At 49.5% G+C, this 22,994-nt stretch carries 21 protein-coding genes, 1 tRNA gene and 1 pseudogene; 7 read left to right on the top strand and 16 right to left on the bottom strand.

From position 1 onward, the window contains the following. The 10 genes and pseudogenes from BZG72_RS13100 to BZG72_RS13150 form a co-directional block, all read right to left on the bottom strand. Window positions 1-365: pseudogene (locus BZG72_RS13100) on the bottom strand (toll/interleukin-1 receptor domain-containing protein); the annotation flags it as partial. Window positions 366-924: 559 nt separating this feature from the next. Next, a complete protein-coding gene (locus tag BZG72_RS13110; protein WP_077666980.1) occupies window positions 925-1,581 on the bottom strand; it encodes a hypothetical protein in 657 nt (218 codons plus the stop codon). Between the two features lie 10 nt (window positions 1,582-1,591). After that, window positions 1,592-2,137, bottom strand: a complete 546-nt coding sequence (locus BZG72_RS13115) for a TIR domain-containing protein (RefSeq protein ID WP_241832553.1) — start codon at window positions 2,135-2,137, stop codon at window positions 1,592-1,594. Window positions 2,138-2,213: 76 nt separating this feature from the next. Beyond that, entirely contained in the window at window positions 2,214-2,729 is a 516-nt protein-coding gene (locus tag BZG72_RS13120) for a hypothetical protein (protein ID WP_077666981.1), read from the bottom strand. A gap of 90 nt (window positions 2,730-2,819) precedes the next feature. After that, window positions 2,820-3,665: a toll/interleukin-1 receptor domain-containing protein gene (locus BZG72_RS13125; RefSeq protein WP_077666982.1), complete on the bottom strand. Its 846-nt coding sequence runs from the start codon at window positions 3,663-3,665 to the stop codon at window positions 2,820-2,822. Window positions 3,666-3,766: 101 nt separating this feature from the next. After that, window positions 3,767-4,828, bottom strand: a complete 1,062-nt coding sequence (locus BZG72_RS13130) for a hypothetical protein (protein WP_077666983.1) — start codon at window positions 4,826-4,828, stop codon at window positions 3,767-3,769. A 100-nt stretch (window positions 4,829-4,928) separates the two neighbouring features. Next, a complete protein-coding gene (locus tag BZG72_RS13135) occupies window positions 4,929-5,384 on the bottom strand; it encodes a DUF6998 domain-containing protein (RefSeq protein WP_077666984.1) in 456 nt (151 codons plus the stop codon). Window positions 5,385-5,516: 132 nt separating this feature from the next. Continuing rightward, on the bottom strand, window positions 5,517-5,993 hold the full coding sequence (locus BZG72_RS13140) for a hypothetical protein (RefSeq protein ID WP_046073110.1): 477 nt from the start codon (window positions 5,991-5,993) through the stop codon (window positions 5,517-5,519). Between the two features lie 528 nt (window positions 5,994-6,521). Next, window positions 6,522-6,612, bottom strand: a tRNA-Ser gene (locus tag BZG72_RS13145). Between the two features lie 182 nt (window positions 6,613-6,794). Next, window positions 6,795-8,003: a NupC/NupG family nucleoside CNT transporter gene (locus BZG72_RS13150; RefSeq protein ID WP_077666985.1), complete on the bottom strand. Its 1,209-nt coding sequence runs from the start codon at window positions 8,001-8,003 to the stop codon at window positions 6,795-6,797. A gap of 580 nt (window positions 8,004-8,583) precedes the next feature. Between BZG72_RS13150 and BZG72_RS13160 the strand changes: the two genes are divergently transcribed. From BZG72_RS13160 to BZG72_RS13170, 3 genes are all read left to right on the top strand, one after another. Beyond that, the gene (locus tag BZG72_RS13160; RefSeq protein WP_077459433.1) at window positions 8,584-9,861 is read left to right on the top strand and encodes an NRAMP family divalent metal transporter; all 1,278 of its coding nucleotides are present in this window, start codon (window positions 8,584-8,586) and stop codon (window positions 9,859-9,861) included. A gap of 207 nt (window positions 9,862-10,068) precedes the next feature. Continuing rightward, entirely contained in the window at window positions 10,069-10,737 is a 669-nt protein-coding gene (locus tag BZG72_RS13165; RefSeq protein ID WP_046073363.1) for a Bax inhibitor-1/YccA family protein, read from the top strand. Window positions 10,738-10,962: 225 nt separating this feature from the next. After that, window positions 10,963-11,292 carry a TusE/DsrC/DsvC family sulfur relay protein gene (locus BZG72_RS13170; RefSeq protein WP_025672953.1) on the top strand — a complete coding sequence of 110 codons (330 nt, stop codon included), beginning with the start codon at window positions 10,963-10,965 and terminating at the stop codon, window positions 11,290-11,292. 126 nt (window positions 11,293-11,418) lie between these two features. Here BZG72_RS13170 and yccX read toward each other — a convergent pair whose 3' ends face one another. Then, window positions 11,419-11,691: an acylphosphatase gene (yccX, locus tag BZG72_RS13175; RefSeq protein WP_077666987.1), complete on the bottom strand. Its 273-nt coding sequence runs from the start codon at window positions 11,689-11,691 to the stop codon at window positions 11,419-11,421. 81 nt (window positions 11,692-11,772) lie between these two features. Between yccX and BZG72_RS13180 the strand changes: the two genes are divergently transcribed. From BZG72_RS13180 to BZG72_RS13190, 3 genes are all read left to right on the top strand, one after another. Further along, window positions 11,773-13,146, top strand: a complete 1,374-nt coding sequence (locus tag BZG72_RS13180; protein ID WP_077606289.1) for a methyl-accepting chemotaxis protein — start codon at window positions 11,773-11,775, stop codon at window positions 13,144-13,146. Between the two features lie 126 nt (window positions 13,147-13,272). Further along, the gene (locus BZG72_RS13185) at window positions 13,273-14,460 is read left to right on the top strand and encodes a class I SAM-dependent methyltransferase (protein WP_077666988.1); all 1,188 of its coding nucleotides are present in this window, start codon (window positions 13,273-13,275) and stop codon (window positions 14,458-14,460) included. 130 nt (window positions 14,461-14,590) lie between these two features. Beyond that, window positions 14,591-15,571: a sensor domain-containing diguanylate cyclase gene (locus BZG72_RS13190; RefSeq protein WP_077666989.1), complete on the top strand. Its 981-nt coding sequence runs from the start codon at window positions 14,591-14,593 to the stop codon at window positions 15,569-15,571. Window positions 15,572-15,652: 81 nt separating this feature from the next. On the opposite strand, the gene BZG72_RS13195 is transcribed toward BZG72_RS13190, so the two are convergent. The 5 genes from BZG72_RS13195 to BZG72_RS13215 form a co-directional block, all read right to left on the bottom strand. Beyond that, a complete protein-coding gene (locus BZG72_RS13195) occupies window positions 15,653-17,536 on the bottom strand; it encodes a propionyl-CoA synthetase (protein WP_077666990.1) in 1,884 nt (627 codons plus the stop codon). Between the two features lie 66 nt (window positions 17,537-17,602). Further along, on the bottom strand, window positions 17,603-19,054 hold the full coding sequence (locus tag BZG72_RS13200; RefSeq protein ID WP_077666991.1) for a bifunctional 2-methylcitrate dehydratase/aconitate hydratase: 1,452 nt from the start codon (window positions 19,052-19,054) through the stop codon (window positions 17,603-17,605). Window positions 19,055-19,097: 43 nt separating this feature from the next. Beyond that, the gene (gene prpC, locus BZG72_RS13205) at window positions 19,098-20,249 is read right to left on the bottom strand and encodes a bifunctional 2-methylcitrate synthase/citrate synthase (RefSeq protein WP_077666992.1); all 1,152 of its coding nucleotides are present in this window, start codon (window positions 20,247-20,249) and stop codon (window positions 19,098-19,100) included. A gap of 116 nt (window positions 20,250-20,365) precedes the next feature. Continuing rightward, window positions 20,366-21,235 carry a methylisocitrate lyase gene (prpB, locus tag BZG72_RS13210; protein ID WP_077666993.1) on the bottom strand — a complete coding sequence of 290 codons (870 nt, stop codon included), beginning with the start codon at window positions 21,233-21,235 and terminating at the stop codon, window positions 20,366-20,368. 71 nt (window positions 21,236-21,306) lie between these two features. Next, window positions 21,307-22,020, bottom strand: a complete 714-nt coding sequence (locus BZG72_RS13215; RefSeq protein WP_077666994.1) for a GntR family transcriptional regulator — start codon at window positions 22,018-22,020, stop codon at window positions 21,307-21,309. Between the two features lie 229 nt (window positions 22,021-22,249). On the opposite strand from BZG72_RS13215, the gene BZG72_RS13220 reads away from it, so the two are divergent. Continuing rightward, window positions 22,250-22,861 (top strand): YitT family protein, encoded by a 612-nt coding sequence (locus BZG72_RS13220; protein ID WP_046073373.1) that lies wholly within the window; start codon window positions 22,250-22,252, stop codon window positions 22,859-22,861. Window positions 22,862-22,994 lie beyond the last annotated feature (133 nt).

Below are 22,994 nucleotides of genomic sequence, written 5' to 3' on the forward strand. Positions count from 1 at the left end.
AATAATGATTGATATGCCAGCTGGGCATTTTTTTCATTAAAGTTTTTCTTATGTCTTGCACGTTGACCATCTGAAACCATATGCTTAACTTTAAGTAACTTGAAGAAAAAAACATCAGGCTTATCATGATAATATCTTTTTCTCTTACCGACTTTAGCTAGGAACTTATCCTTGCTTTCATATTGCTCATATCTTTTGTTTAAGCTATCCCACATTAGTGGGAACAACTCTTTAAATAATTTTAACAACAAATACTTATCATACTCTTCAGGTAACGCCTCTGATATTAAATTCAAAGGTCGTGTAAATGACTTTTGTAATTTTCTTGTTTCTGACTCGTATTTTCTTTTTATAATACCCGCCATAATCAACCAATTGCTATTATTTTAGTTATATAAATAATAAACACTRATCGAATATAAAATCCCCAAACTGAAATTGACTTCATTGCATCAACCTGATGTTTTGACATTTTCTCCTGTGGCTTGATTGCATATAAATCAGAACTAACTAATGACTTACGATGTAGTTTTTCGACGAATTTGTTGTAAGTTTCTCTAAACCCCTTTTCTAATGCTAAGTAATATGCATCTAAACAAGCAAATATTACCGTAGGTAATAATGCAATCCATGCATAATCTGGCTTTCATTTATCCGCAACTATTACAAGCACAGCGGAAACTAAAGTAATACACCATGATTTACATGAAGAGCTATTTGATGCCATTCTCTGTATAACATTTTGTAACATCGCTAAATGAGCTTAAACTGAAGGAGATTCTTCAGTCACACTAATTGGTTGATTTTATAACATTTTTCATCCTCGTACATTTGATGACTTCGAAAGCACATGACGCCCGCATTTGCGGCTGATTTGTAGCGAAGCGAAAAAGCAGTCCGGCAACATGCGTTTGTTAGAGCATTTCACAGCCCGGACACCAGTTCGTACATCTTTTTTCTGTACCCGATCAGGTTTTGATTTACAGCAAGAATATCCTTTTCCAACTCCTCATAATCAGGAAAATTCTTTTGTATATCCTGCGGGTGGAAGTCCGCATTTTCATCCTTAGCCAGCTGAAACTCATACCATCTGCGAAACCTAGCTTGCCATTTGGTAAGATGCGGACGTATCCCGGAATTAAGAACATCGATAGAAAGCGCTATGATTCTCTCTGTATCTTTGCGTCGAAATTTTGAAACAGGAACATCTTTTATAAGCTCGCGAGTTACAGAGAAAAAGCTATACCAAGAATCATAAATCTCGGAAACTACGTCATTATCTAGATCTATCTTTAAACCGACTTTTCGAGTGCTCAACTCGACCCAAATCTTATAAGCTATTTGCCTATCTATATCATTCGGTCGAATTTTCACTTTCTGGTTGCCAAGACCGAATTCCGCTTCATCAATTTCGTATGATCTCCAAGGTCCACGAGATGATAGAATAACACGCAGAATAACCACCAAAATCAATATTGCTATCAGCGCAAGAACAACCGAACCGCTAGCCTCTACAGTCAAACCTAGGCTATGATCAAGAATTACTCGAAAGTGGTCTGGTAGCGTTTCTTTACTTTCCATTTTCAAAATCCTAGCATTGACGGTTATACCTCATCCTATCCCTAGGATTAACGATCCATTTCCGATGGGTATTTCTTCTTTGGCATGCAGCTTCAATTGCGTTGACTAACTGTTCTGTAGTCCGTGGATATTCGATCCATCTAGCGTAGCAATCTTCTTGAGCATCACTTTGTTTTAGGTTTTTGTTTAGTCTGTCTGGGAAAATCTCACTTCCTTGTGTATAGCTTGGCAGCTTTATAGCCAGTAGCCCGTTTGGAGTGGTAGCCTCCCCTTGTCGCAAGGAAGATTGAATTTCCCAATCTACGTATCTGCGTGCCCAAGTACACTTGCCGAGCATAACAAGAGTAACGGTCGAATCACCAAGATAAAGCTGCCGAATTCGGCTCATAACATAGTCGGTATTAGTGCTATTTATAATATCTTCAGACATTTCACGACCTAGACCACGAGCAATGAACGTGTCTTGTTCGTGATCAAATGATCGAACAAACCGACTCACTTCATCCTGATCCGCATGATGATAGGAAATGAAACATTTCCTTCTTACAATTGCCATTATTCCTCCTTTTATTCTGGTTCTCTAACGCTGCTGACACGCGCCTGTCGCGTGGTCAGCCTTGTTAAGTTTGTATTTAGAGTTCATTTTTAACCCTGACCCACTCAAGCTTAAGGACTTTCTTGGATTGTGCGCTTAGTAGCTCGTGATTACTTGGAAAATTAATACGGTCATCGTTATTTCCGTAACTATAGATACCCTTGAAACAGGATCCTATTAAAGCCAAAAGGTTTTGGTGCTCATCCTCAAATGGATTGAGAAGAAGTTCTACTTCTGAACGCAGGATAGTAAGGCGACTTTCCACCAACTGCTCAATCTTATCGTGTTCGTCTTCCGAATCTAATGACAAGTCATGAAGATATGTCCCTGTCACATAGTACGATAAGCTCACACTAAGAATCTCACTCAATAGGCCACGGAGCCTATCAATCCATGCCTGTCGGATCGGAGCTACAACCTGCTTTTTGGCTAGCTTTATTGCGTTGTCGCTTTGTAGTTTGGCGACCTTCCAAGATATGAATGGACCGACTATAACAGCCAAAAACGCTACAATCAGAGAAATAACTGGCAAGTACGCCTGTATATTATCCAATGTCCCTCCTTAAAACTTAACGCTCGGCTCTGCGGATAGTAAAAGTGGAGGCGAAGCCGGAGCTTTTACCAGTCCGACAGCAGCCGCTTGTTAAATGCGATCTAACTGCTTGCGCACAGCATGAATTAATTCGTCAGTTGCCTTGCCGTTATTAGCGTCTATATATAAATAGTCTTGGAGCAAAGGAGGCATATTATCRTAATCAACGCCTAAATTTACGACCACCAATGTTTTGTTCTTCTTCATCCGCCTATTAATAAAATAGTTGCATTCAGCCTCAGTCCATCCGGAATGTTTAGATAGAAAGTTATCCGACAGGAATATCACTCCGAGCTCGCACTCTTCCAGGCCTTCACTTACTTTTGAAGTAATGCTATCACCTGCAGTTATTTCTTCCTTATCGTACCAAGCCTTTAATTCGGCTTTTTGAATTTCATTATAATATACGTCTACAATGTCTTTATCCTTCGACGAATGGGATAAAAATACTTTTTTCTTTTTTTCTATCACAGGTTTACCCCATATTTCGAACATTACTTCTCTGTCAGGATACAAAAATAGTTCATTTCTATTTATAGTCATCACTTCATCGATATTGCTTGAATCTATGAACGTGACTAGCGAATAACCCTTCCGATAAACCGCCTCCATAAGCTCGTTTACAAATACGTTGTACGCTCTGATTTTATGTGGGTAGTGTTTTGAAAGCCAACTATCAAAATCTCTATCGTCTCTTTCGAAACTTAAACAAAAATACAGCTCCAAGTTGTAAGGAGTGTTGTTTATGAAAAGCCCACAACCTGTAAGTTGAAAGCGATTAAAGCGGTCTAACACATCCTTTACGAACTCTCTTTCATTCTTTCTGTCGCCATAATCTAAAGAGAAAAGGTATGTCCTATGCTCGAGTAGATTGTCGACCATTTCTTCAGGTTTCAATTCATTGCTCCTTACATTTAACGCTAAAATAAGCGGCGGCCCGTCAGGGACGTCCGGTGGAGGCCACGTCTTTTGTGGCCGTAACGAATTTGATGGCCTTGTTATATGTTGAATTTCTCATTCATGCGCTCGATTAAACTGCGGCACTTTTCCGAATCAATGGAAACAGAAGTGCTAACCGGATGGTAGATGCCAAACTGCTGACGGACGCTCTCAGGTGAAATCCCCTCGTTTAAAGCCTTAGCGGTAGCCTTCCACTTTACCTGAAGCCTATGCCTGCAATTACCATCCAAACGGTCTCCCTTATCCCCAACTGCTATCAACCGATATTTAGCAGGGTCTGTTACGACTCCCCACCCAACTGCTCCAAACCCTTTCGCGTATGCAACGACGACGTCACCCGGAATGTACCTTGTCAGGATCTTCTCACCTTGATCACCAGGCGAATTCTCGAAACAAGCCGGAATTTGCCGATTGTCTACCAGGAATGTCCACCAATCTTTGTCAGCTCTGGCAATATTGTGCCAATAGTAGCCGGGCTCCCGAACACTTGACGCAAAACTGACTGGATACAGCGCCTCGTTTGCTCTATCAAACACCACGGAAAATGAGAGTAATTTCTTGCCTTCTATTTCTACCGGGGAATAAGTTATACAGCGGAATGATATTCCTTTGGAGCTCAACCACTCCCCCATAGAGAACAGAGTTGAATCAAAGGATCTCGCCATCAAGATTACACGGGAGTTGCGGTTCAAATCTTCGATCTCGGCATTGTCCCCGACAAATCCGAGGATCACATCCTCGGAAAGCGTGTCCTTTTGTCCAAATTTCTTAACGAAATTCTTTCCTGAATAAGCTGAAAAATCCGCCAGATACTGAAGTGCTTGCGTTTCGACACCAAGATGTCCTTGGTCCCGCTTGAGCTCGATTACTACGCCGTTACCCGCTCGATCCATTGCGAGGATGTCGGCTCTTTTCTTGTTGCGAGTTCGTACTTGGTTGCTCAAAAGCAACAACGGCTCACCAAAGACAGCTTCAGAAAGAATCGGCGGGCCATCATCTTCTCTAGTGATGAGATATTTCTCTATATCGAGCTCAAGCGGCATCCACGAAGATTTTACCGATCGTAGTACACCTGACTTCTCATCTACCTCGTAAAGCATCGATTACCCTCTGAGTGGATACATATAACGCTTGCAGCATGCGCGCCCACGGAATGGAGCCAAAGGCGCAATGTAGTGGGCGTCGCCGTGCCTGCGATTGTTAGGCACTTTCTGCCTCAATAATTGAGATATACCGGTCAGCAGGACGATTGAATTGACTGGCGCCACACGAATAACGCCCCCTAGGTGTGGTTCCCATATTCCTGACTTCGTCCGCCGTAAGCCGATACACGAGAAAGTCGGCAGGGTGTACATGCTTTCTGACAACGCTGTCCTTGCCAAGCACAACGTAAACCTCGTCATACGTCGAAGGGTCTCCCAAATCCATGTTCGTTTTCTTACCGCCACCGTACTTAATTTGGACCTTCAGCTCTTGCCTAAACCCATCGTGCCCAGCTTGCCGCTGGTTAGTAGCGAGATCGATTCCATAAGCATCAGCACAAAGAAATTCGGCTATATCGCCTAGGTATCGGTCGGACCGAATCACGCCTGCTGCTTTAAGCTCTTCTATGGATTTGTTGAAACGCACCAGAGCACGCTGTTGTCTCTCATTCATAGCTAGTTCTGCCTAACGCCTTGCTAACAAGCGACAACGCGATGCCACTTAACTTAAATATTGTGCCATAAACACAGAGTTGAAATTGCGACTTAAGTCGCCAAACGTTAGGAGTCTTTGTTAAGCAATTTGTTATATTTTTTCACGCACTAAGTTAGCTACATCAACTGCAGCGCCACCTGATTTGAAACTACGACCTAGATCGTATGCCATGTTCTCTAATGGCGCATTGTCATAGCCGTGTTCATTGATTTCTTGAACGTACCGCTTCAAAAAGCCTTCTCCACCTAGCTGCTCCCATTGAATTGTGTGCATGAGTTCGTGAATATGAATTTCTAAGTTTTCTTGATGCTGGGGTTTCATAAAGTACATGTGTTTGTAGGTGATTGCCCCACAATCCATATCAAGAAAATCACCTAAACCAATATGGCGTAGTTCGGGAATGTCAGGCTTCGGGATTACGTCCGTTACAACAAACTTGCATTTAGCTAAGTATTCTGGAGAGTAGTAGCCTAAGAAAACATCTGAAAACTTACTGCAGCATTGAGCTTCAATTTCGTATTTAGAAACGATGCTATCAATCCACTTATCAAACTGCTTGATTGGCATATTACCCCCGTAAAATATAACATTGTATTAGTGCGCATGCGCGATTTCCCAAAATCGTTATACGCGGCTTTTATTATCTAACCCACTGTTATAAATAGCATTTTGAGTCTTTATGATCTGTCTCTTTCCGAGAAAGTGTGCATGCCGCCTATCATGGTTCAGGCGTTCACATTATCCCCAACCAGTGAAATGCAACCCATTGATTAAATAGCATTTCTATTTTTTAGCTTGGTGATAATGTGAATGTGTTTCGAATAATCGTGCACACGATCTGGCTTTCCTCGCCGATAAGCTGTGTAAATATACAGCTTGGCAGTTTAATGGAGTGCGCTTCAACACCCACGCTACCGCCATTGGTTGGCGGCGTCCAAAAGGCCTTATAGGGCAATTTTTCGCGGGCTAGATTATCAGACGCTGGGCAGTGTGTTTAGGCAAAGGGGTCTAAAATGTTGGCGCGGTCAGGGTTTGGGGATTTGTAGGGGGATAAACGCAAAAAAGCCGCTGACTGAGCAGCGGCTTTTCGGTATATGGCGGAGAGATAGGGATTTGAACCCTAGAAGGGCTATTAACCCTTGCCGGTTTTCAAGACCGGTGCTTTCAACCACTCAGCCATCTCTCCGGAACGCGGCGTATATTATTGGGTTCGTTGTGGCTTGTAAACCCTTTATTTGCCGCTTTTTGTCTGCTCGCTCAATCAATGATCAGGCTGGCGAACATGCTAGCAAAAGGCGATTAGCTTACCGCCAATCGCCCCTGCTTTTAACTGAGACACTTTAGCTGAGTCTCTTTGCTGCGCAGTGTTTATAGCGCGATAAAAATACCCGCCAGTGCCGCACTCATTAGGTTGGCAAAGGTGGCGGCAATCACTGCGCGCACGCCAAGGCTTGCCACATCTTTGCGGCGCTCGGGCACCATGGCACCAATCGAGCCAAGTTGAATGGCAATTGAGCCAATGTTGGCGAAGCCACACAAGGCAAAGGTCACTATCACCTGGCTTTGCACCGACAGGTTCGCTTTGATATCGGCAAAGGATAAGAAGGCGACAAACTCATTGAGTGCAATTTTCTGCCCTAATAGGTTGCCGACGGCAAACACTTCATGCACCGGCACCCCAGTAAGCAATGCCAAGGGTGAGAATAAATAGCCGAACAGGCTTTCTAGGCTTAAGCCTTCTAAATCAAGCAGCTCGCCAATGCTCCCGAGCCCGGCGTTTAGCATCGCAATCACACTGATAAAGGCCACCAGCATAGTACCCACGGCCACCGCGACTTTCATGCCGTTCATCGCGCCACTGGCCAAGGCATCAATCGCGTTCGCTTGGTCGCTATCGCTGATCTCCACCTGATTTTGCTCAGCCGGTGTTTCCGTCTCAGGGACGATGATTTTGGCCATCAATAATCCACCGGGCGCGGCCATAAAGCTCGCGGCAATCAGGTATTTTAAATCCACGCCCATGGCGGCATATCCGCCAAGTACGCTGCCGGCCACTGAGGCCATGCCGCCGACCATTACGGCGAAGAGTTCAGAGCGGGTCATTTTGCTAAGAAAAGGGCGAACTACCAAAGGAGATTCGCCCTGAGAAAGAAAGATGTTGCTGGTTGCCACCAGAGACTCTGCGCGGCTGGTGCCGAGTAATCGCTGTATGCCGCCGCCGAGGAGTTTGATAACCCACTGCATAATGCCGAGATGATAAAGGAGAGAAATCAGCGCACTGATAAAAATGATTAACGGCAGTACTTTAACAGCGAAAATGAACCCATCGTTCGCCAGAGGTCCAAACACAAACTCGATACCTTCGTTGGCAAAGGAGAGCAGCTTCGCCGCGCCATTACTCATTGCCCCTAGCATGGCTTGACCAAAGGGAATATAGAGCACCAGGGCAGCAAACCCAGCTTGCAGGCCAAACGCACCTAGCACTGTTCGCCAGTTGATCGCTTTGCGGTTGGTGGAAAATGCGCACGCGCACAGAAACAGAGCGACCAGACCTGCCGCACTATAGAGGAGTTGCATAAATAGATTACCTTGCCGTTGTGTTGCACTTGCGGTACGGATGAGTACGACACGCTGCCGGGGTGGCAAGAGGTTCCATCATGCGTTACATCGTACCGCGGGTTCGGTGAAGGTGGGCCCGACCTTGGACGCTTTTTCTTCAGCCGCAAATCGCGACACAGTCACTCTTTGGCTATCGCTGCGCAAAGAGCACATGTTGGGCGAGCATTCTAGTGTGATTAAACTCTCATTTCCAGCAGAATTTGACGCTCAATCACACTTATTGAGTGGTTATCGAGGGTTGCAAACTGCCCTTTTGGCTGTGTCTTGTCTCTCAGACAATGGTCGGATGTTTATCCCTCTCTTTTTGTGTCACCTTGGTGGTGTCTATCATTCACACCCTGCATCACGCCTGCGCTTAACAAATTTGGCAAGATTGGTTGACACGTTTGGCTCATATGATATTCATGGGTGGCTATTGACAAAATCATTGAAGGTAAAGTGATAAAAATAAGCCTCAATGGAAAAACAAAAGCAATAGCGCTAAAAAAACATAAAACAAAGCAAACACAACAACGCAACCACAATAAAGGAAACACACATGCAAACCGTCTCTTCGCATCAGGCAGGATCTAGCTTGTCGGTGATGCAACGTCTACGCGCATTGGGGCCTGGTATCATGATGGCCGCGGCAGCTGTAGGCGGCTCTCACCTTGTTGCCTCGACCAAAGCTGGAGCCATTTATGGCTGGCAACTCGCGGCATTGATCCTGCTCGTTAACTTGTTTAAATACCCCTTTTTTCGAGCAGGCGTACAATACACCGCGGGAACCGGTGAAACCTTGGTCGAAGGCTATGCGCGTTTAGGTCGGCCTTATTTGTGGCTGTTTGTCGCGTTAAGTGCGGTCTCTGGGGTGATTAACACCGCGGCCTTGACCTTATTTAGTGCCAGCTTGCTCAGCTATTTTGTGCCGTTTGATCTCTCACTGACGGTGCTCTCGAGCATTATTGTGGCCACCTGCTTAGTCATCTTGATTGCGGGGCATTACAAAGCGTTGGATACCTTATCAAAAGTGATCATGGCGACGCTGACATGCGCCACCTTGGTGGCGGTGACGATTGCCGTGGGGAATCCTGTCGCGGTTGAACCCAACTTCAATGCGCCCTCAATTTGGTCTGTCGCCGCCATCGGCTTTATTGTGGTGACCATGGGTTGGATGCCCGCTCCGATTGAAATATCTAGCATCACCTCGGTGTGGCTCAAGCGTAAAGCGCAATCTGAGCCGATTAACGCCAAAGCGGCGCTGTTTGATTTTAACGTTGGCTATATCGGTACCGCGCTGTTGGCGATTGTGTTCTTATCACTCGGTGCCTTGCTTCTGCACGGCAGCGGGGTGGAGTTAAAGCAATCGGGTATTGGCTTTTCGCACCAGTTAGTGGGCCTGTATGCCGCCACCATTGGTGAATGGTCGCGCTATTTGATTGCCGTGGTCGCCTTTTTCTGTATTTTCGGCAGCACCATTACCGTGATTGATGGCTATGCGCGGGTCGTATCAGAATCACAACGCTTGTTGCGTGAACAAACAGAAGCCGAGGCGCACCCGGGCATCGCACAAGGCTGGATGATGCTGATCTCGGTGTTGGCACTGGCGATTGTGGCGTTTTGGACCGGCGCACTGCTGACCATGCTTGATTTCGCCATGGTGGCGGCATTTGTCACCACGCCCTTTTTCGCTCTGTTGAACTATATTTTGGTGACCAAGCACCGCTTGCCGCCTGAAGTGACCATGAGCAAAGCGATGCGTGCGCTAGCCATTACTGGATTAGTGTATTTATTCGGCTTTTTGGCGGTGTTCGTCTGGTGGAAGTGGTTGATGTAACAAAGTTTACCTTGTTCGCGCTTAAAGGGCTGGGTTAACATCCTTTTACAACTTCACCATCGGTGTTGAGCGCGGATAAGGTATTATTGACCTTATAAAAGCCAGTCGTGGTTTAGGTTAAGGACGTGGGCGGCTTGAAAAAGTGAACGACTGCCCACATAACTGTCGTATATAAAAATGGATTGTTAACCCAACCGGGAGAACGTTATGAACGATCGTATCGTTTCGCACAGCCAGTCACAGCAGAGTGCGTTATCTACAAACAAAGTGCTACGTAATACGTATGCACTGCTATCGATGACACTGATCACCAGTGCTATCGCGGCCTTTATCGCTATCGCTGTCGGCATCGGCCCAATGATGTCGCTAGGTATGACCCTAGGTGCGTTGGCGATCGTGTTCTTTGTGCTACCACGCACCATGAACTCTTCCGCCGGTATTGTATGGACCTTCGTGTTCACCGGCTTACTGGGTGCCTCACTCGGTCCAACCTTGACCTACTACCTGAGCCTGTCTAGCGGCCCAGGAATTGTCATGCAGGCGTTGGCGACCACAGGTATGGTGTTCTTAGGCCTATCGGCGTATGCCATTACCTCTAAGAAAGACTTCTCTTTCATGGGTGGTTTCTTGGTCGCGGGTGTGATTGCTCTACTGGTGGCGATGGTCGCGAACATCTTCTTGCAGATCCCAGCGCTGAGCTTGGCAATCAGCACCATCGCGGTACTGATTTTCTCAGCCTTTATTCTGTATGACACCAGCAACATCATTAATGGCGGCGAGACTAACTACATCCGCGCCACCGTGTCGCTGTACTTGAACATCTTCAACATCTTCGTTCATATGCTGAGCATTCTTGGCTTTATGAACGACGACTAAGCCTCGTGCTTTAAACCGTAAGTCACAAAGAGCCGGCATGCGCCGGCTTTTTTTATGGCTGCTTTTCTATCCCTAAAGCGTGTGATTGAATGGCGCACCCACTCAGTGAAGCGCGCCACATCAGGCACAGTGAACGCCAGTTGCACTCGCCCGCCCTGCTCGCTATGCTTTGCAGCCTCAATCAAAGCGATAACGTCCGGTCAGATGACGAACAAAGGTAGAAGTATGCTGGTGTATGAAGGTGAAACCATTGCGACGGATGCGCAAGGGTATTTAAAAAATGTGGATGATTGGCACGAAGCCCTGGTACCGCTGCTTGCAGAACAAGAAAACATTGCGCTGACCGAAGCACATTGGGAAGTGATTCACTTCGTCCGCCATTTCTATCAAGAGTACAACACCTCACCGGCGGTGCGTTTGTTGGTTAAATCGATGGAAAAAGAATACGGCCCAGAGAAAGGTAACAGCAAATACTTGTTTAAGCTGTTCCCTAAAGGCCCGGCAAAACAGGCTACCAAGCTGGCAGGCTTACCCAAGCCCGCGAAATGCCTCTAGTCACCGAGGCAAACAAGTACCGAAGCTGACAAGCCCGAGGCCGATAGATCAAGCGCCGCCACACCTTCGCGGCGCATGTAACGATTGGCAGCAGCCTCTCTTCTATTGAGACCTGTTACTAAGGCGCTACAAGATGGCAAAGCCATCAACGGCGCGCCATTCCACGTCCTCTTGATCAACCTGATCGACGCCCGCCGTCGGTGGCCCTTTATCTAACCAGGCCATTAACGAATCCACTGACTCTTCGCGTCCACAAGCCAATACCTCAACGCGACCATCCGGCAGGTTCTTCGCGTATCCGGTTAATGAGAGCTTCAACGCCTCATGGGCGGTGTGATAACGAAAGCCAACCCCCTGAACGTGACCTGTGACATAGGCTTTGACACATTTTTGAGACATCTGTCACCTCTCCTATATTCCCATTGCAAAACGACACCTGTATAACGCTACATGAGACAAGTCGTTTGACAGGATGGCGTCATGAAAGAAGTTGCGTTTCGATGGATTGATAAATATTTTATCCACCTTCGGCTACAAGAAAAATTTTACCTTATCTTTTTCCTCCCCTTGCTCGCAATGGTTGTGATTGCGCTTACCTTGGATGCCGCCTCGGATACCCGTGTGGCACACAAGATGGAAGCGGAAGGCCAAGCCATTCAAGCCATGGTTGATAAATACGACCTCCCGAAAGGCGAGGTACAAACCCTGCTCAATAACCAGCAAACCGGTTTTACGTTCAATGGTAATGAGCTTGTCTATCAACTTGACGGCTCACTGTTTAGCCATATGAGCGCCACCGACTGGAGCCTGCTGATCGGTATGGTTCTGGTGATTGCAGTACTGATTTACTACATCATGACCTTTATTGGCGGCGCGATGTACACCATGAACCAAGCCTTATTAAAGCTAGCAGATGGTGAGCTGAGCTACCGAATGAACTTTATTCCTGTTCGTGATGAGTTTAGCCAAATTGCCGTCACTATCGATAAAGTGCTTGAGCGCGAGCAAAACTTGGTGAAGGCGATTCAACAAAGCGCTGAGATGATGGATGGCTTGTCAGCAAGCTTGCAGCAGCGTAGCGATGAGAGTGAAGCCTTGGGTGAGAGTCAGCGCCAGTATCTTGATTCACTGGCCAGTGCCACCGAAGAAATGGCAGGCTCGATTCGCGAAGTGGCCAGCCATGCCACGGACACCTCAACCCAAACGCAAGAGGCCACCGAAGCGGCGAACCAAGGACGTCAGCAAGTCCAGCAAACCATGGCCGCGATTAACGGCCTTGCCAGCGAAATTGCCCAAGCGGCGGATAAAGTCAGCGAGCTGAGCAAAAACGCCGAGCAAATTGGCACCGTGGTGACCACCATCAATGGCATCAGTGAACAAACCAACTTGTTGGCGCTGAATGCGGCGATTGAAGCGGCACGTGCCGGTGAACAAGGCCGCGGCTTTGCGGTGGTGGCCGATGAAGTACGCACACTGGCCAGTCGCACCCAAGAGTCAACGGTTGATATTCAGTCTATGATTGAATCACTGCAAGCGCATACCGCGGATCTGCGCCGCGTGATGGAAGGCACGGTTGAAAATGCGTCCGCCAGCGAGGCAGCGGTGCAAGAAATTGATACCGAAATCAGCCAAATCGCTGAGCGCAGTGGCACCATCGCCGACCGCAGCACCGAGATTGCAGCCGCTGCCGAACAGCAAGGCAATGTCGCGGGCACGATTTCACAAGACGTCGAACAAGTACGCAGCCAATCGACCCAAGTGGCACAAATGCTGCGAGATTCTGCCACCGAAGTCAGCGAGCTGGGCGCACAAGCTCATCAGCTGAAAACCTTGGTGGCAGGGCTTCGTACCTAAACGCCTAGGTCTATCCCCTCACGCTTGTAATCACGCGCCCTTCTCTGGGCGCGTTTTTATTGCAATCCCCCTGACCTTGCTCGACAATACCCGCCCTTTTTTGCTTTGCCTCGTTAGGACACCATCATGACTGCCACTGTGTATCTCGCCAAAGGCCGCGATAAATCTATCAAACGCCGCCACCCCTGGATTTTCTCGCGCGGCATTGCCCGTATTGAAGGAAAGCCAGGTTTAGGTGACACTGTCACTGTCTGTGATCATCAAGGCGAGTTTTTAGGCCTTGGCGCGTTCTCGCCACAATCGCAAATTCGGGTACGCATGTGGTGCTTTGAAAAAACCCCCATCGACAGTGACTTTTTCCTTGCCCGTATTCGTGCGGCAAAACCGCTACGCACCATGCTCGCTAACCGTGATGGGCTCACTGGTTATCGCCTATTAGCCGCTGAGTCTGATGGCGTCCCCGGCATCACCGTCGACAAATACGATAACTACTTGGTGTGCCAATTGCTCAGCGCCGGCGCGGATGCCCAGCGTGATAATCTGGTCACCGCCCTACGCACCGAGTTTCCAGATTGTCATATCTATGAGCGCTCCGATGTGGCGATTCGTAAAAAAGAAGGCCTTAAACCGCGCACTGGCGTTTTACACGGTGAGGAGCCGCCTGCGTCCGTCATCATCGAGGAAAATGGCGTGGCAATTGAGGTTGATATTACCAATGGCCACAAAACCGGCTTTTATCTCGACCAGCGTGATAGTCGCGAACAAGCGGTGAAATACATGGATGGCAAACGGGTCTTAAACTGCTTTTGTTATACGGGCGGCTTTGGCTTGTATGCGCAAAAAGGCAATGCCAAACATGTCACTAATGTTGATGTGTCACAGCCTGCGCTCGACAAAGCGAAAGCCAATGCGGCCCGAAACGGCTTTGATCTCACCCGCGCGGAATTTATCAATGCCGATGTGTTCAAGCTGCTGCGCACTTATCGCGAACAAGGCGAGCGCTTTGACGTGATTGTGATGGACCCACCTAAGTTTGCCGAGTCGAAGTCACAACTCAATGGGGCGTGCCGTGGTTATAAAGACATTAACATGCTGGCGATGCAGCTGCTTAATCCAGGCGGTGTGCTGCTCAGCTACTCTTGCTCGGGTTTAATGGATGCGGGGCTGTTCCAAAAGATCCTCGCGGACGCGGCGTTAGATGCCGGTAAGAACGTGCAGTTTATCGAACGCTTTGCACAAGCGGCGGATCATCCCACTCACAGTGCTTATCCTGAAGGCTTTTACCTGAAAGGGTTTGCCTGCTTGGTGCAATAAGCCGCAAGCGGTATCGCACTTTTGTGTCAGTAGGCGACCTATGTCGTCTTCTGACCTAGACACTTCTGTCTAGCGCCTCTACTGTATTTAGAGAGTCAGCGTTTAGAGAGCCAGCAACAGGAGTGTATGAATGCTCAGTCCCATTAAGCCACAAGATGAAGATCAGCGTTTAAAAAAACTAGAAGAAACGGGCCTGCTAGATAGCGAAGACGAAGAGCGCTTTGACCGTATCACTCGCTTAGCAAAACGTTTATTCAACGTCCCGATCGCCCTCGTTAGCTTAATCGACAACGATCGTCAGTGGTTTAAATCCTGCTTTGGCCTGACTGTGCGCGAAACTTCCCGCGATATTTCTTTTTGCGGCCATGCCATTTTGGGCAATCAGCCGTTTGTGGTTCAAGACGCCAGTGCCGATCCACGTTTTGCCGATAACCCTTTGGTGACTGGTGACCCGCATATCCGCTTTTATGCCGGGCACCCGCTTTCTCTCAGTGATGGCACCAATATCGGCACACTCTGTGTTATTGATACCCAGCCAAGACGTTTTAGCCAAGAGGACGTGCGCTTTTTAAAAGATCTGGCGCTACTCGCGGAAAGTGAGTTGTCATCGGCACATACTGCTTACACTGACGACATTACAGGCATTTCTAATCGACGCGGTTTTATGCAACTGGCGAGCCGAGCGGTACAGCATTGCCAGTCAATTAATGCTCCCTATTCATTAGCTTTTTTGGACTTAAATAACTTTAAAGCGATTAATGATACCTACGGCCATGCTGAAGGGGATATCGCGTTATCTCACTTAGCCAACTTGCTGCGCGCCAATATGCGCGAATCGGATGTGTTCGCCCGCTTTGGGGGGGACGAGTTTGTGGTGTTTCTCTATGGTGCGGGTCGTCAAGAAGCGGAGAATGCCCTCGAGCGTTTTGCTGGGGTGGTTGAACGATTTAATCAGATCAACCGACACACGTATCCCCTCTCATTTAGCCAAGGCATTGCGACCAGCTCAGCCACCTCGCGCCGTGGTTTAGATGACTTGTTGGATGAAGCAGATACCAAGATGTATCAACAAAAAATGCGTCAAAAAGCCCACAACGGTGATGAGCCCTAAGCGGTGTAGACGTGTAAACGAATAAAAAACGTGGCACACCAAGGTGCCACGCGTTGTCGATAGTACTCACAGCCTTTGCATCTAGTGTGAAAGCGCCGAGGCGATGGTCTCCAAACTACTCGGATCATCAATCGTCGAGGGCACGTGATAAGCCTCGCCATCCGCCATTTGGCGAATAATGCGACGTAATATTTTCCCTGACCGTGTTTTGGGCAACTTATCGACGATAACCGCTTTTTTAAAGCAAGCGATCGCGCCAATTTGATCCCGCACACGCTGTACCAATTCCTGTTCTATCTCCCCGCTCACAGAGACAAAACCATCTTTCAGTACCACCAAGCCAAGCGGCAATTGGCCTTTGAGTTCATCGTGCATGCCCACCACCGCACATTCGGCGACCGCTTCATGGCTACCCAGTACTTCTTCCATTTCTCCGGTCGATAAGCGGTGACCCGCGACGTTAATCACATCGTCAATCCGTCCCATCACAAACACATAACCATCTTCGTCCATGTAGCCCCCATCACCAGAGACATAGTAACCGGGGAACTGGCTGAGATAGCCGGCTTCAAAGCGATCGTGGTTGCGCCACACCGTGGGCAGGCAGCTGGGCGGCAGGGGACGCTTCACGGCAATGTATCCTTGCTGGTTTGGCGCCGCAGGGTCGCCCATTTCATCGAGGATACACACCTGATACCCCGGGCTTGGCATGGTTGCCGAGCCAGGCTTGGTCGCAAAGCAGGTTAACCCCAATGGATTGCCGGCAATCGCCCAACCAGTTTCAGTTTGCCACCAGTGATCGACCACAGGTCGCTGGGTCTTTTCTTCTACCCATTCCAATGTCGGTGGGTCAAGCCGCTCGCCGGCCATAAACACCGTGCGTAACGATGTCATCGGATAACGCGCCAGGTGCTCACCGTTTGGATCTTGCTTTTTAATCGCTCGAAAGGCGGTGGGCGCCGAGAACAAGATGCTGACGTTATACTCATCACACACACGCCAAAACGCCCCCGCATCCGGTGTGCCGACGGGTTTGCCTTCAAACATCACCGTGGTGCAGCCGTGTAGCAAGGGGGCATAGACAATATACGAGTGCCCCACTACCCAGCCGACATCCGAAGCGGCCCAAAACACCTCGCCGGGTTTGACGTTGTAAATCGCGCTCATGCTGTACTTCATCGCTACCGCATGGCCGCCATTATCACGCACTACGCCTTTGGGTTTGCCCGTGGTGCCGGAGGTATAGAGAATATATAAGGGATCCGTAGCATTGACAGGCACTGGCGCCGCAGGCGTTGCTTCCGCTAACAGCGCCGCCCAATCAGCATCACGCGGATTATCTAAATTGGCACGACACATGGCACGCTGATAGACCACCACATGGTCGGGTTTGTAGCGACTGTCCATGATGGCTTGATCGACCATCGGCTTATAAGCCAAGGTTTTCGCGCCCTCGATGCCGCATGAGGCGGTGAGCACCACTTTGGGCTCCGCGTCTTCAATCCGTACCGCCAGCTCATTCGGGGCAAAGCCACCAAAGACTACCGAGTGGATCGCCCCAAGCCGTGCGCAAGCGAGCATGGCTACGGTCGCTTCTGGGATCATGGGCATATAAATCACCACGCGATCCCCCTTTTCAACCCCTAGCCCTGCCAGCATGCCCGCAACTTTCGCCACGTAGTCACGCAGCGCGGCATAGGTGTAGGTGGTTTTTTTGTCGGTGACCGGTGAGTCGTAAATAAGTGCAGTTTGTTCGCCTCGACCTTGCTCGACATGAGCATCAAGCGCCATATACGCGGTGTTCATAGTGCCATCGGCAAACCAGCGCTCAATGCCATTGTCATCTTTGCTAAGAATGGTTTGTGGAAAGGTAAACCAATCAAGCTGTTTGGCCTGCGCCTGCCAAAACCCCTCGGGATCGCGGCTAGCCCAATCCGCATGGTGTTGATAACTGGCTTCTTGCATAAGCGGCTCCTTATCGCCCGCCATGAGCGAGCGATGAGTTAGCAAGCAACGTGTTTAATAACGTGCTTAGTTAATCACAAACAGAGACATAAACGTGTGCACTGGGGTTTTCTCCAGCGCGGCCTGGTCGCTACACAAGGCAGCGATTTTTTCGCTCTGTGCTTGCGGGAACCGAGTCGCCAAGTTAGCGCGGAATTTTTGCTCCAGCACAGGGATCCCTTCTTCGCGACGGCGGCGGTGACCAATTGGGTATTCCACCGCGACTTGTTCAGTACTGCTGCCATCGGTAAAGAAGATTTGGATCGCATTAGCAATCGAGCGCTTGTCGGCTTCAAGGTATTCCGCGCTGTAGCGTGGGTCTTCTTTGATCACCATTTTTTGCCGTAGTGCATCAATACGCGGGTCGGCGTGATGGAAGGCGTCTTCGTAATGCTCGGCCACTAGATTGCCGTATAGCAGCGGCACGGCCACCATGTATTGCAGGCAGTGGTCACGGTCAGCCGGGTTAGCCAACTCCCCTTCTTTAGAAATGATGCGAATGGCCGATTCATGGGTGGTGATTTCAATACGTTCAATCTCATCCACGCGGTCTTTCACCTGTGAATGCAAGGTCACCGCCGCTTCCACTGCCGTTTGGGCATGAAACTCTGCTGGGAAGGAAATCTTAAACAGCACGTTTTCCATTACGTAGCTGGCAAAGTCTTGTTTGATACTAAAGGGATTACCGTTAAACAGCACATCGTAGTAGCCCCACTTGGGTGCGCTGAGTACCGACGGTAAACCCATTTCACCTTTCATGGTGATCATCGCCAACCGCACCGCACGGGAGGTGGCATCGCCCGCCGCCCACGATTTGCGTGAACCGGCGTTCGGCGCATGGCGATAAGTGCGCAGCGCACAACCATCTACCCAAGCTTGTGAGACAGCATCAATGATCTGATCGCGATTACCGCCCAGCATTTTGGTGACCACAGCCGTTGATGCCACGCGCACCAATAAAACGTGATCCAGCCCGACGCGGTTAAAGCTATTCTCAAGGGCGAGCACGCCTTGGATCTCATGCGCTTTGATCATCGCGGTCAACACATCGCGCATAGTGAGTGGTGGTTTGCCTTCGGCCACGGCCACACGACTTAAGTAATCGGCGGTGGCCAAAATTCCACCTAGGTTATCGGACGGATGGCCCCACTCGGCGGCGAGCCAAGTATCGTTAAAATCGAGCCAGCGAATAATACAGCCGATGTTAAACGCGGCAGTGACCGGATCAAGCTCGTGAGAGGTGCCCGGCACACGCGCGCCATGGCGCACAGTCGTCCCCGGCACCAGTGGACCCAGGTGTTTGGTACATTCAGGGAAACGTAGCGCTAGCAAGCCGCAGCCAAGGGTATCCATCAAACAGTTACGCGCGGTGTTGTAGGCTTCTGCCGAGGCAATCGGCGTGCTATCGACATAATCAGCAATTTGCACCAATAAGGCATCGGGGTCGGGGCGCTGGTTCAGTTCTACGTTGTTGCTCATGGTCAATTCCTTCTGTGATTTCAATCGGGTGAATGCGCGCTGATTAGGGGCGCTGATCGATAGGTAGCCAATCTTGGTGCTCAGGGCCGTCGTAATCGGCACTGGGGCGAATAATGCGGTTATTAGCGCGCTGCTCAAACACATGCGCCGCCCAGCCCGTCACTCGGCTCATAACAAAAATCGGGGTAAACAATTTGGTCGGGATCCCCATAAAGTGGTAGGCCGATGCGTGATAAAAATCGGCATTGGGGAACAAGCCTTTTTCGCGCTTCATCACCTGCTCAACCCGCTCAGACACGTCATAAAGCCAAGCGTCCGGTGCGTTTTCGGCAAGCTGTTTCGACCAATGCTTAATAAGCGCATTGCGGGGGTCTGATTCACGGTAAATCGCATGGCCAAAGCCCATCACTTTGTCTTTGTTGGCGAGCATTTGCATTAGCCCGGCTTCAGCGTCGTCAGGCGTTCGCCACTGCTCGAGCATCGCCATCGCCGCTTCATTGGCACCGCCATGCAATGGGCCGCGCAAGCTGCCGATGGCCGCCGTAATACAAGAGTGCAAATCGGACAAAGTGGACGCGCACACACGGGCAGTAAAGGTCGAGGCATTGAACTCATGCTCGGCATACAGCACCAGCGAGCAATGCATCACGGATTCATGCAGTGGCGACGGGGTTTCGTCAGTGAGCATTTTGAGAAAGTAACCGCCAATGCTTTTCACCTCCGGCTGATAGGTATCGACTCGTACACCATCATGCGAATAGCGGTACCAATAGCAGATAATGGCCGGTAACATCGCCAACAGCGTATCGGTTTTATCCGCTTGCTCACTAAAGTCGGTTTCTTGATCCAAGTTACCCAGCATCGAGCAACCAGTACGCATCACATCCATGGGGTGCGCATTGGCAGGAATTCGCTCCAGCACCGCTTTTAAGGCGTCAGGCAATCCCCGCTTGCCGACCAAGGTTTGTGTGTAGTCGGCGAGCGCTTGGCGATTGGGGAGTTGGCCTTTGAGTAGCAGGTAAGCGACTTCCTCAAATTGGGCGTGATTGGCTAAATCGGTAATGTCGTAACCGCGATAGGTTAATCCAGTACCGGTTTGTCCCACCGTACACAAGGCGGTGGTGCCGGCACTTTGACCACGAAGGCCCGCGCCGGAGATGGCTTTGTCTTTGGGTGCGACGGCGACATTTGTCATGATTGGCTCCTTTCCTTTGATGCCATCAGATTCAACCGCTGCATGAATCCGTGAACGTGGCGATAATTCCAGTGTGGCGTAACCGACGTTTTCACACCGAGGGTGTGCGTCCGTGATCACTCTTTTCCAAATAAGCGATCCAATTGTTGTTCGTAGGCGTGATACCCCAAGAAGTCATAGAGGGCATCACGGGTTTGCATGGTGTCGACCACGTTTTTCTGGTGGCCATCATCCAGCAAGTGTTGATACACATTGAGGGCGGCTTGGTTCATGGCACGAAACGCAGAGAGCGGATACAGCACCATGCTGACCCCGACGCCCGCCAGCTCTTGGCTGGTAAACAGTGGGGTTTGACCAAACTCGGTGATATTCGCTAGTACCGGCACCTTTACTTGCTCAACAAAGGCTTGGTACTGCTCGAGTGTTTGCATGGCTTCGGGGAAAATCATGTCCGCCCCTGCTTCTACGTACGCTCTGGCGCGGGCGACGGCACTGTCCATGCCTTCCACCGCCAAGGCGTCGGTGCGCGCCATGATCACAAACTCAGGATCGGTCCGCGCATCCACCGCGGCTTTAATGCGGTCGACCATTTCAGCTTGGCTGACAATTTCTTTGTTAGGGCGATGACCGCAGCGCTTTTGCGCCACTTGATCTTCCATATGCACCGCGCCTGCACCGGCCCGCTCCATTTCGCGAATGGTGCGAGCAATATTGAGCGCGCCGCCAAAGCCGGTATCAATATCCACCAGTAAGGGCACGTCGGTTGCTGCCGTGATCCGGCGGACATCTTCCAACACGTCGTTGAGAGTCGTGATCCCCAAATCCGGTAAGCCGTAAGAGGCGTTAGCAATCCCGCCTCCGGATAGATAAATGGCTTGATGCCCCACCTGCTCTGCCATCATGGCGCAATAGGGGTTAATTGTGCCGACGACTTGCAGCGGAATATTGTTGCGCACCGCTTGGCGAAAACGTGCACCTGCACTCATAGTATTCTCCTTGTAAATTCGTGACTTAGCGGGACTCACCACCGCACTATTTTTAATTCGTCAGTTGCTATTCAATCAGCAATTTGCTGTTCAATCAGTTGGCGACTGCGCTGAATATGACGACGCATCAGCATTTCGGCCAACTCGGCATCGCGCTCTCGAATTGCCGCCAAAATCTGCATGTGCTCTTGCAACGCTTGCTGGGGGCGAGAATGCGCCCGGGGCGATTGAAAGCGATACATTCGCAGCAAGTGGTACAACTCGCCACACAACAGGTTGATCAGTTTCTGGTTGTGGCTGGCTTTAATGATGCAATAATGAAAATCAAAATCGCCTTGTTGGTGAAAGTACGCCGCCCCCTCCACCCGTTCGATATAGGCATGGTGGGTGTCGAGCACTGCACTTAACTGCTCAATTTCCTCATCGGTGATGTGCGCGCAAGCCAGTCTTGCGGCCATACCTTCTAACGCTTCTCGCACCGCATAAATCTCAGCCAGTTGACGATGCGTGAGTGTCACTACCCTTGCCCCAACATGAGGGACGCGCTCTACCAACCCCAAGGCTTCGACCCGCATCATGGCTTCACGCAGTGGCCCTCGGCTGACGCCAAATGCAGCAGCCAACCCCGCTTCCGATACCTTGGTGCCCGCTGGATAAGTGCCGGTGACAATCGCCTCGATAAGTTGCTCGGTCAGACTGGCTGACTTGGTGGGCTCTCGTGACTCAAGCTGCGCCGCTTGCACGCTCTGATCGAGAAATTGATCATTTGTCGACAATAAAGACATAAAAACCGCCTAAAAACTTCAATAAAGCCAGAATAGAACAATATTGTAGACAATGTGGATTAGACTTTGGTCTGTAGACACCAACTTTTATCGTGATCAAAGCCACAACGTAAATGATAATGTACGCATTGAGTTGTTATTCACTTGTTATCAAACGAGCGTTTGACTCGACCTATCCGAACAACGGCGTATGGTGTAGCGGTCGTTTTAATAGGGATAGAACGCAAATATGGATAGAAATCATTCCAAGCGTGAAAACGCATTAGCGCTACTGATTGGCAGTAGTTTGGTGTCACTCGGCATCTTCTTTTTCAATCAAGTGGGGTTACTGACCGGCGGTACCGCTGGGCTAGCACTCTTTTTACAACGGATCACCGATTTCAGCTTTGGTGAGCTTTTCTTCGTGATCAACCTGCCTTTTTATTGGCTCGCCTACACCCAAATGGGCAAACGCTTCACCATCAGTACCTTGGTTGCGGTCAGCATCGTTTCATTCGGTGCGGATCATCTAAGCGCCGTATTAACTATCAACAGCATTCATCCTGTGTATGCGGCGCTGTTTGGCGGCGGCTTAATTGGCATGGGCATGCTGGTGATGTTCCGCCATCAATGCAGCTTGGGCGGATTTAACACCTTGGCGTTGTTCTTACAGCAACGATTTGGTATTCGCGCTGGGAAAGTACAAATGGCGTTGGATTGCTCGATTGTGGTGTTGTCGCTGATGATCGTTGACCCATGGCTGATAGCCTTATCTGTCGCCGCGGCGATTACCACCAATCTCGTACTGGCCATGAACCACAAGCCTGGACGCTATCAAGTCCAGCCTCCTTCAACCGCATAATGGCGGTGAGTGTTGAGAGGCGAGTTTTCGCCTCTCTTCCCTAGGCTCCATCCGCTTACGTCTGGCGTGTTATTCGTGCCATCGTCGCCACTCGAATACCTAAATACGAATCACTCTTACAATTGATTGCCGT

Source organism: Salinivibrio sp. PR6, assembly GCF_001995955.1.
Classification (GTDB): domain Bacteria; phylum Pseudomonadota; class Gammaproteobacteria; order Enterobacterales; family Vibrionaceae; genus Salinivibrio; species Salinivibrio siamensis.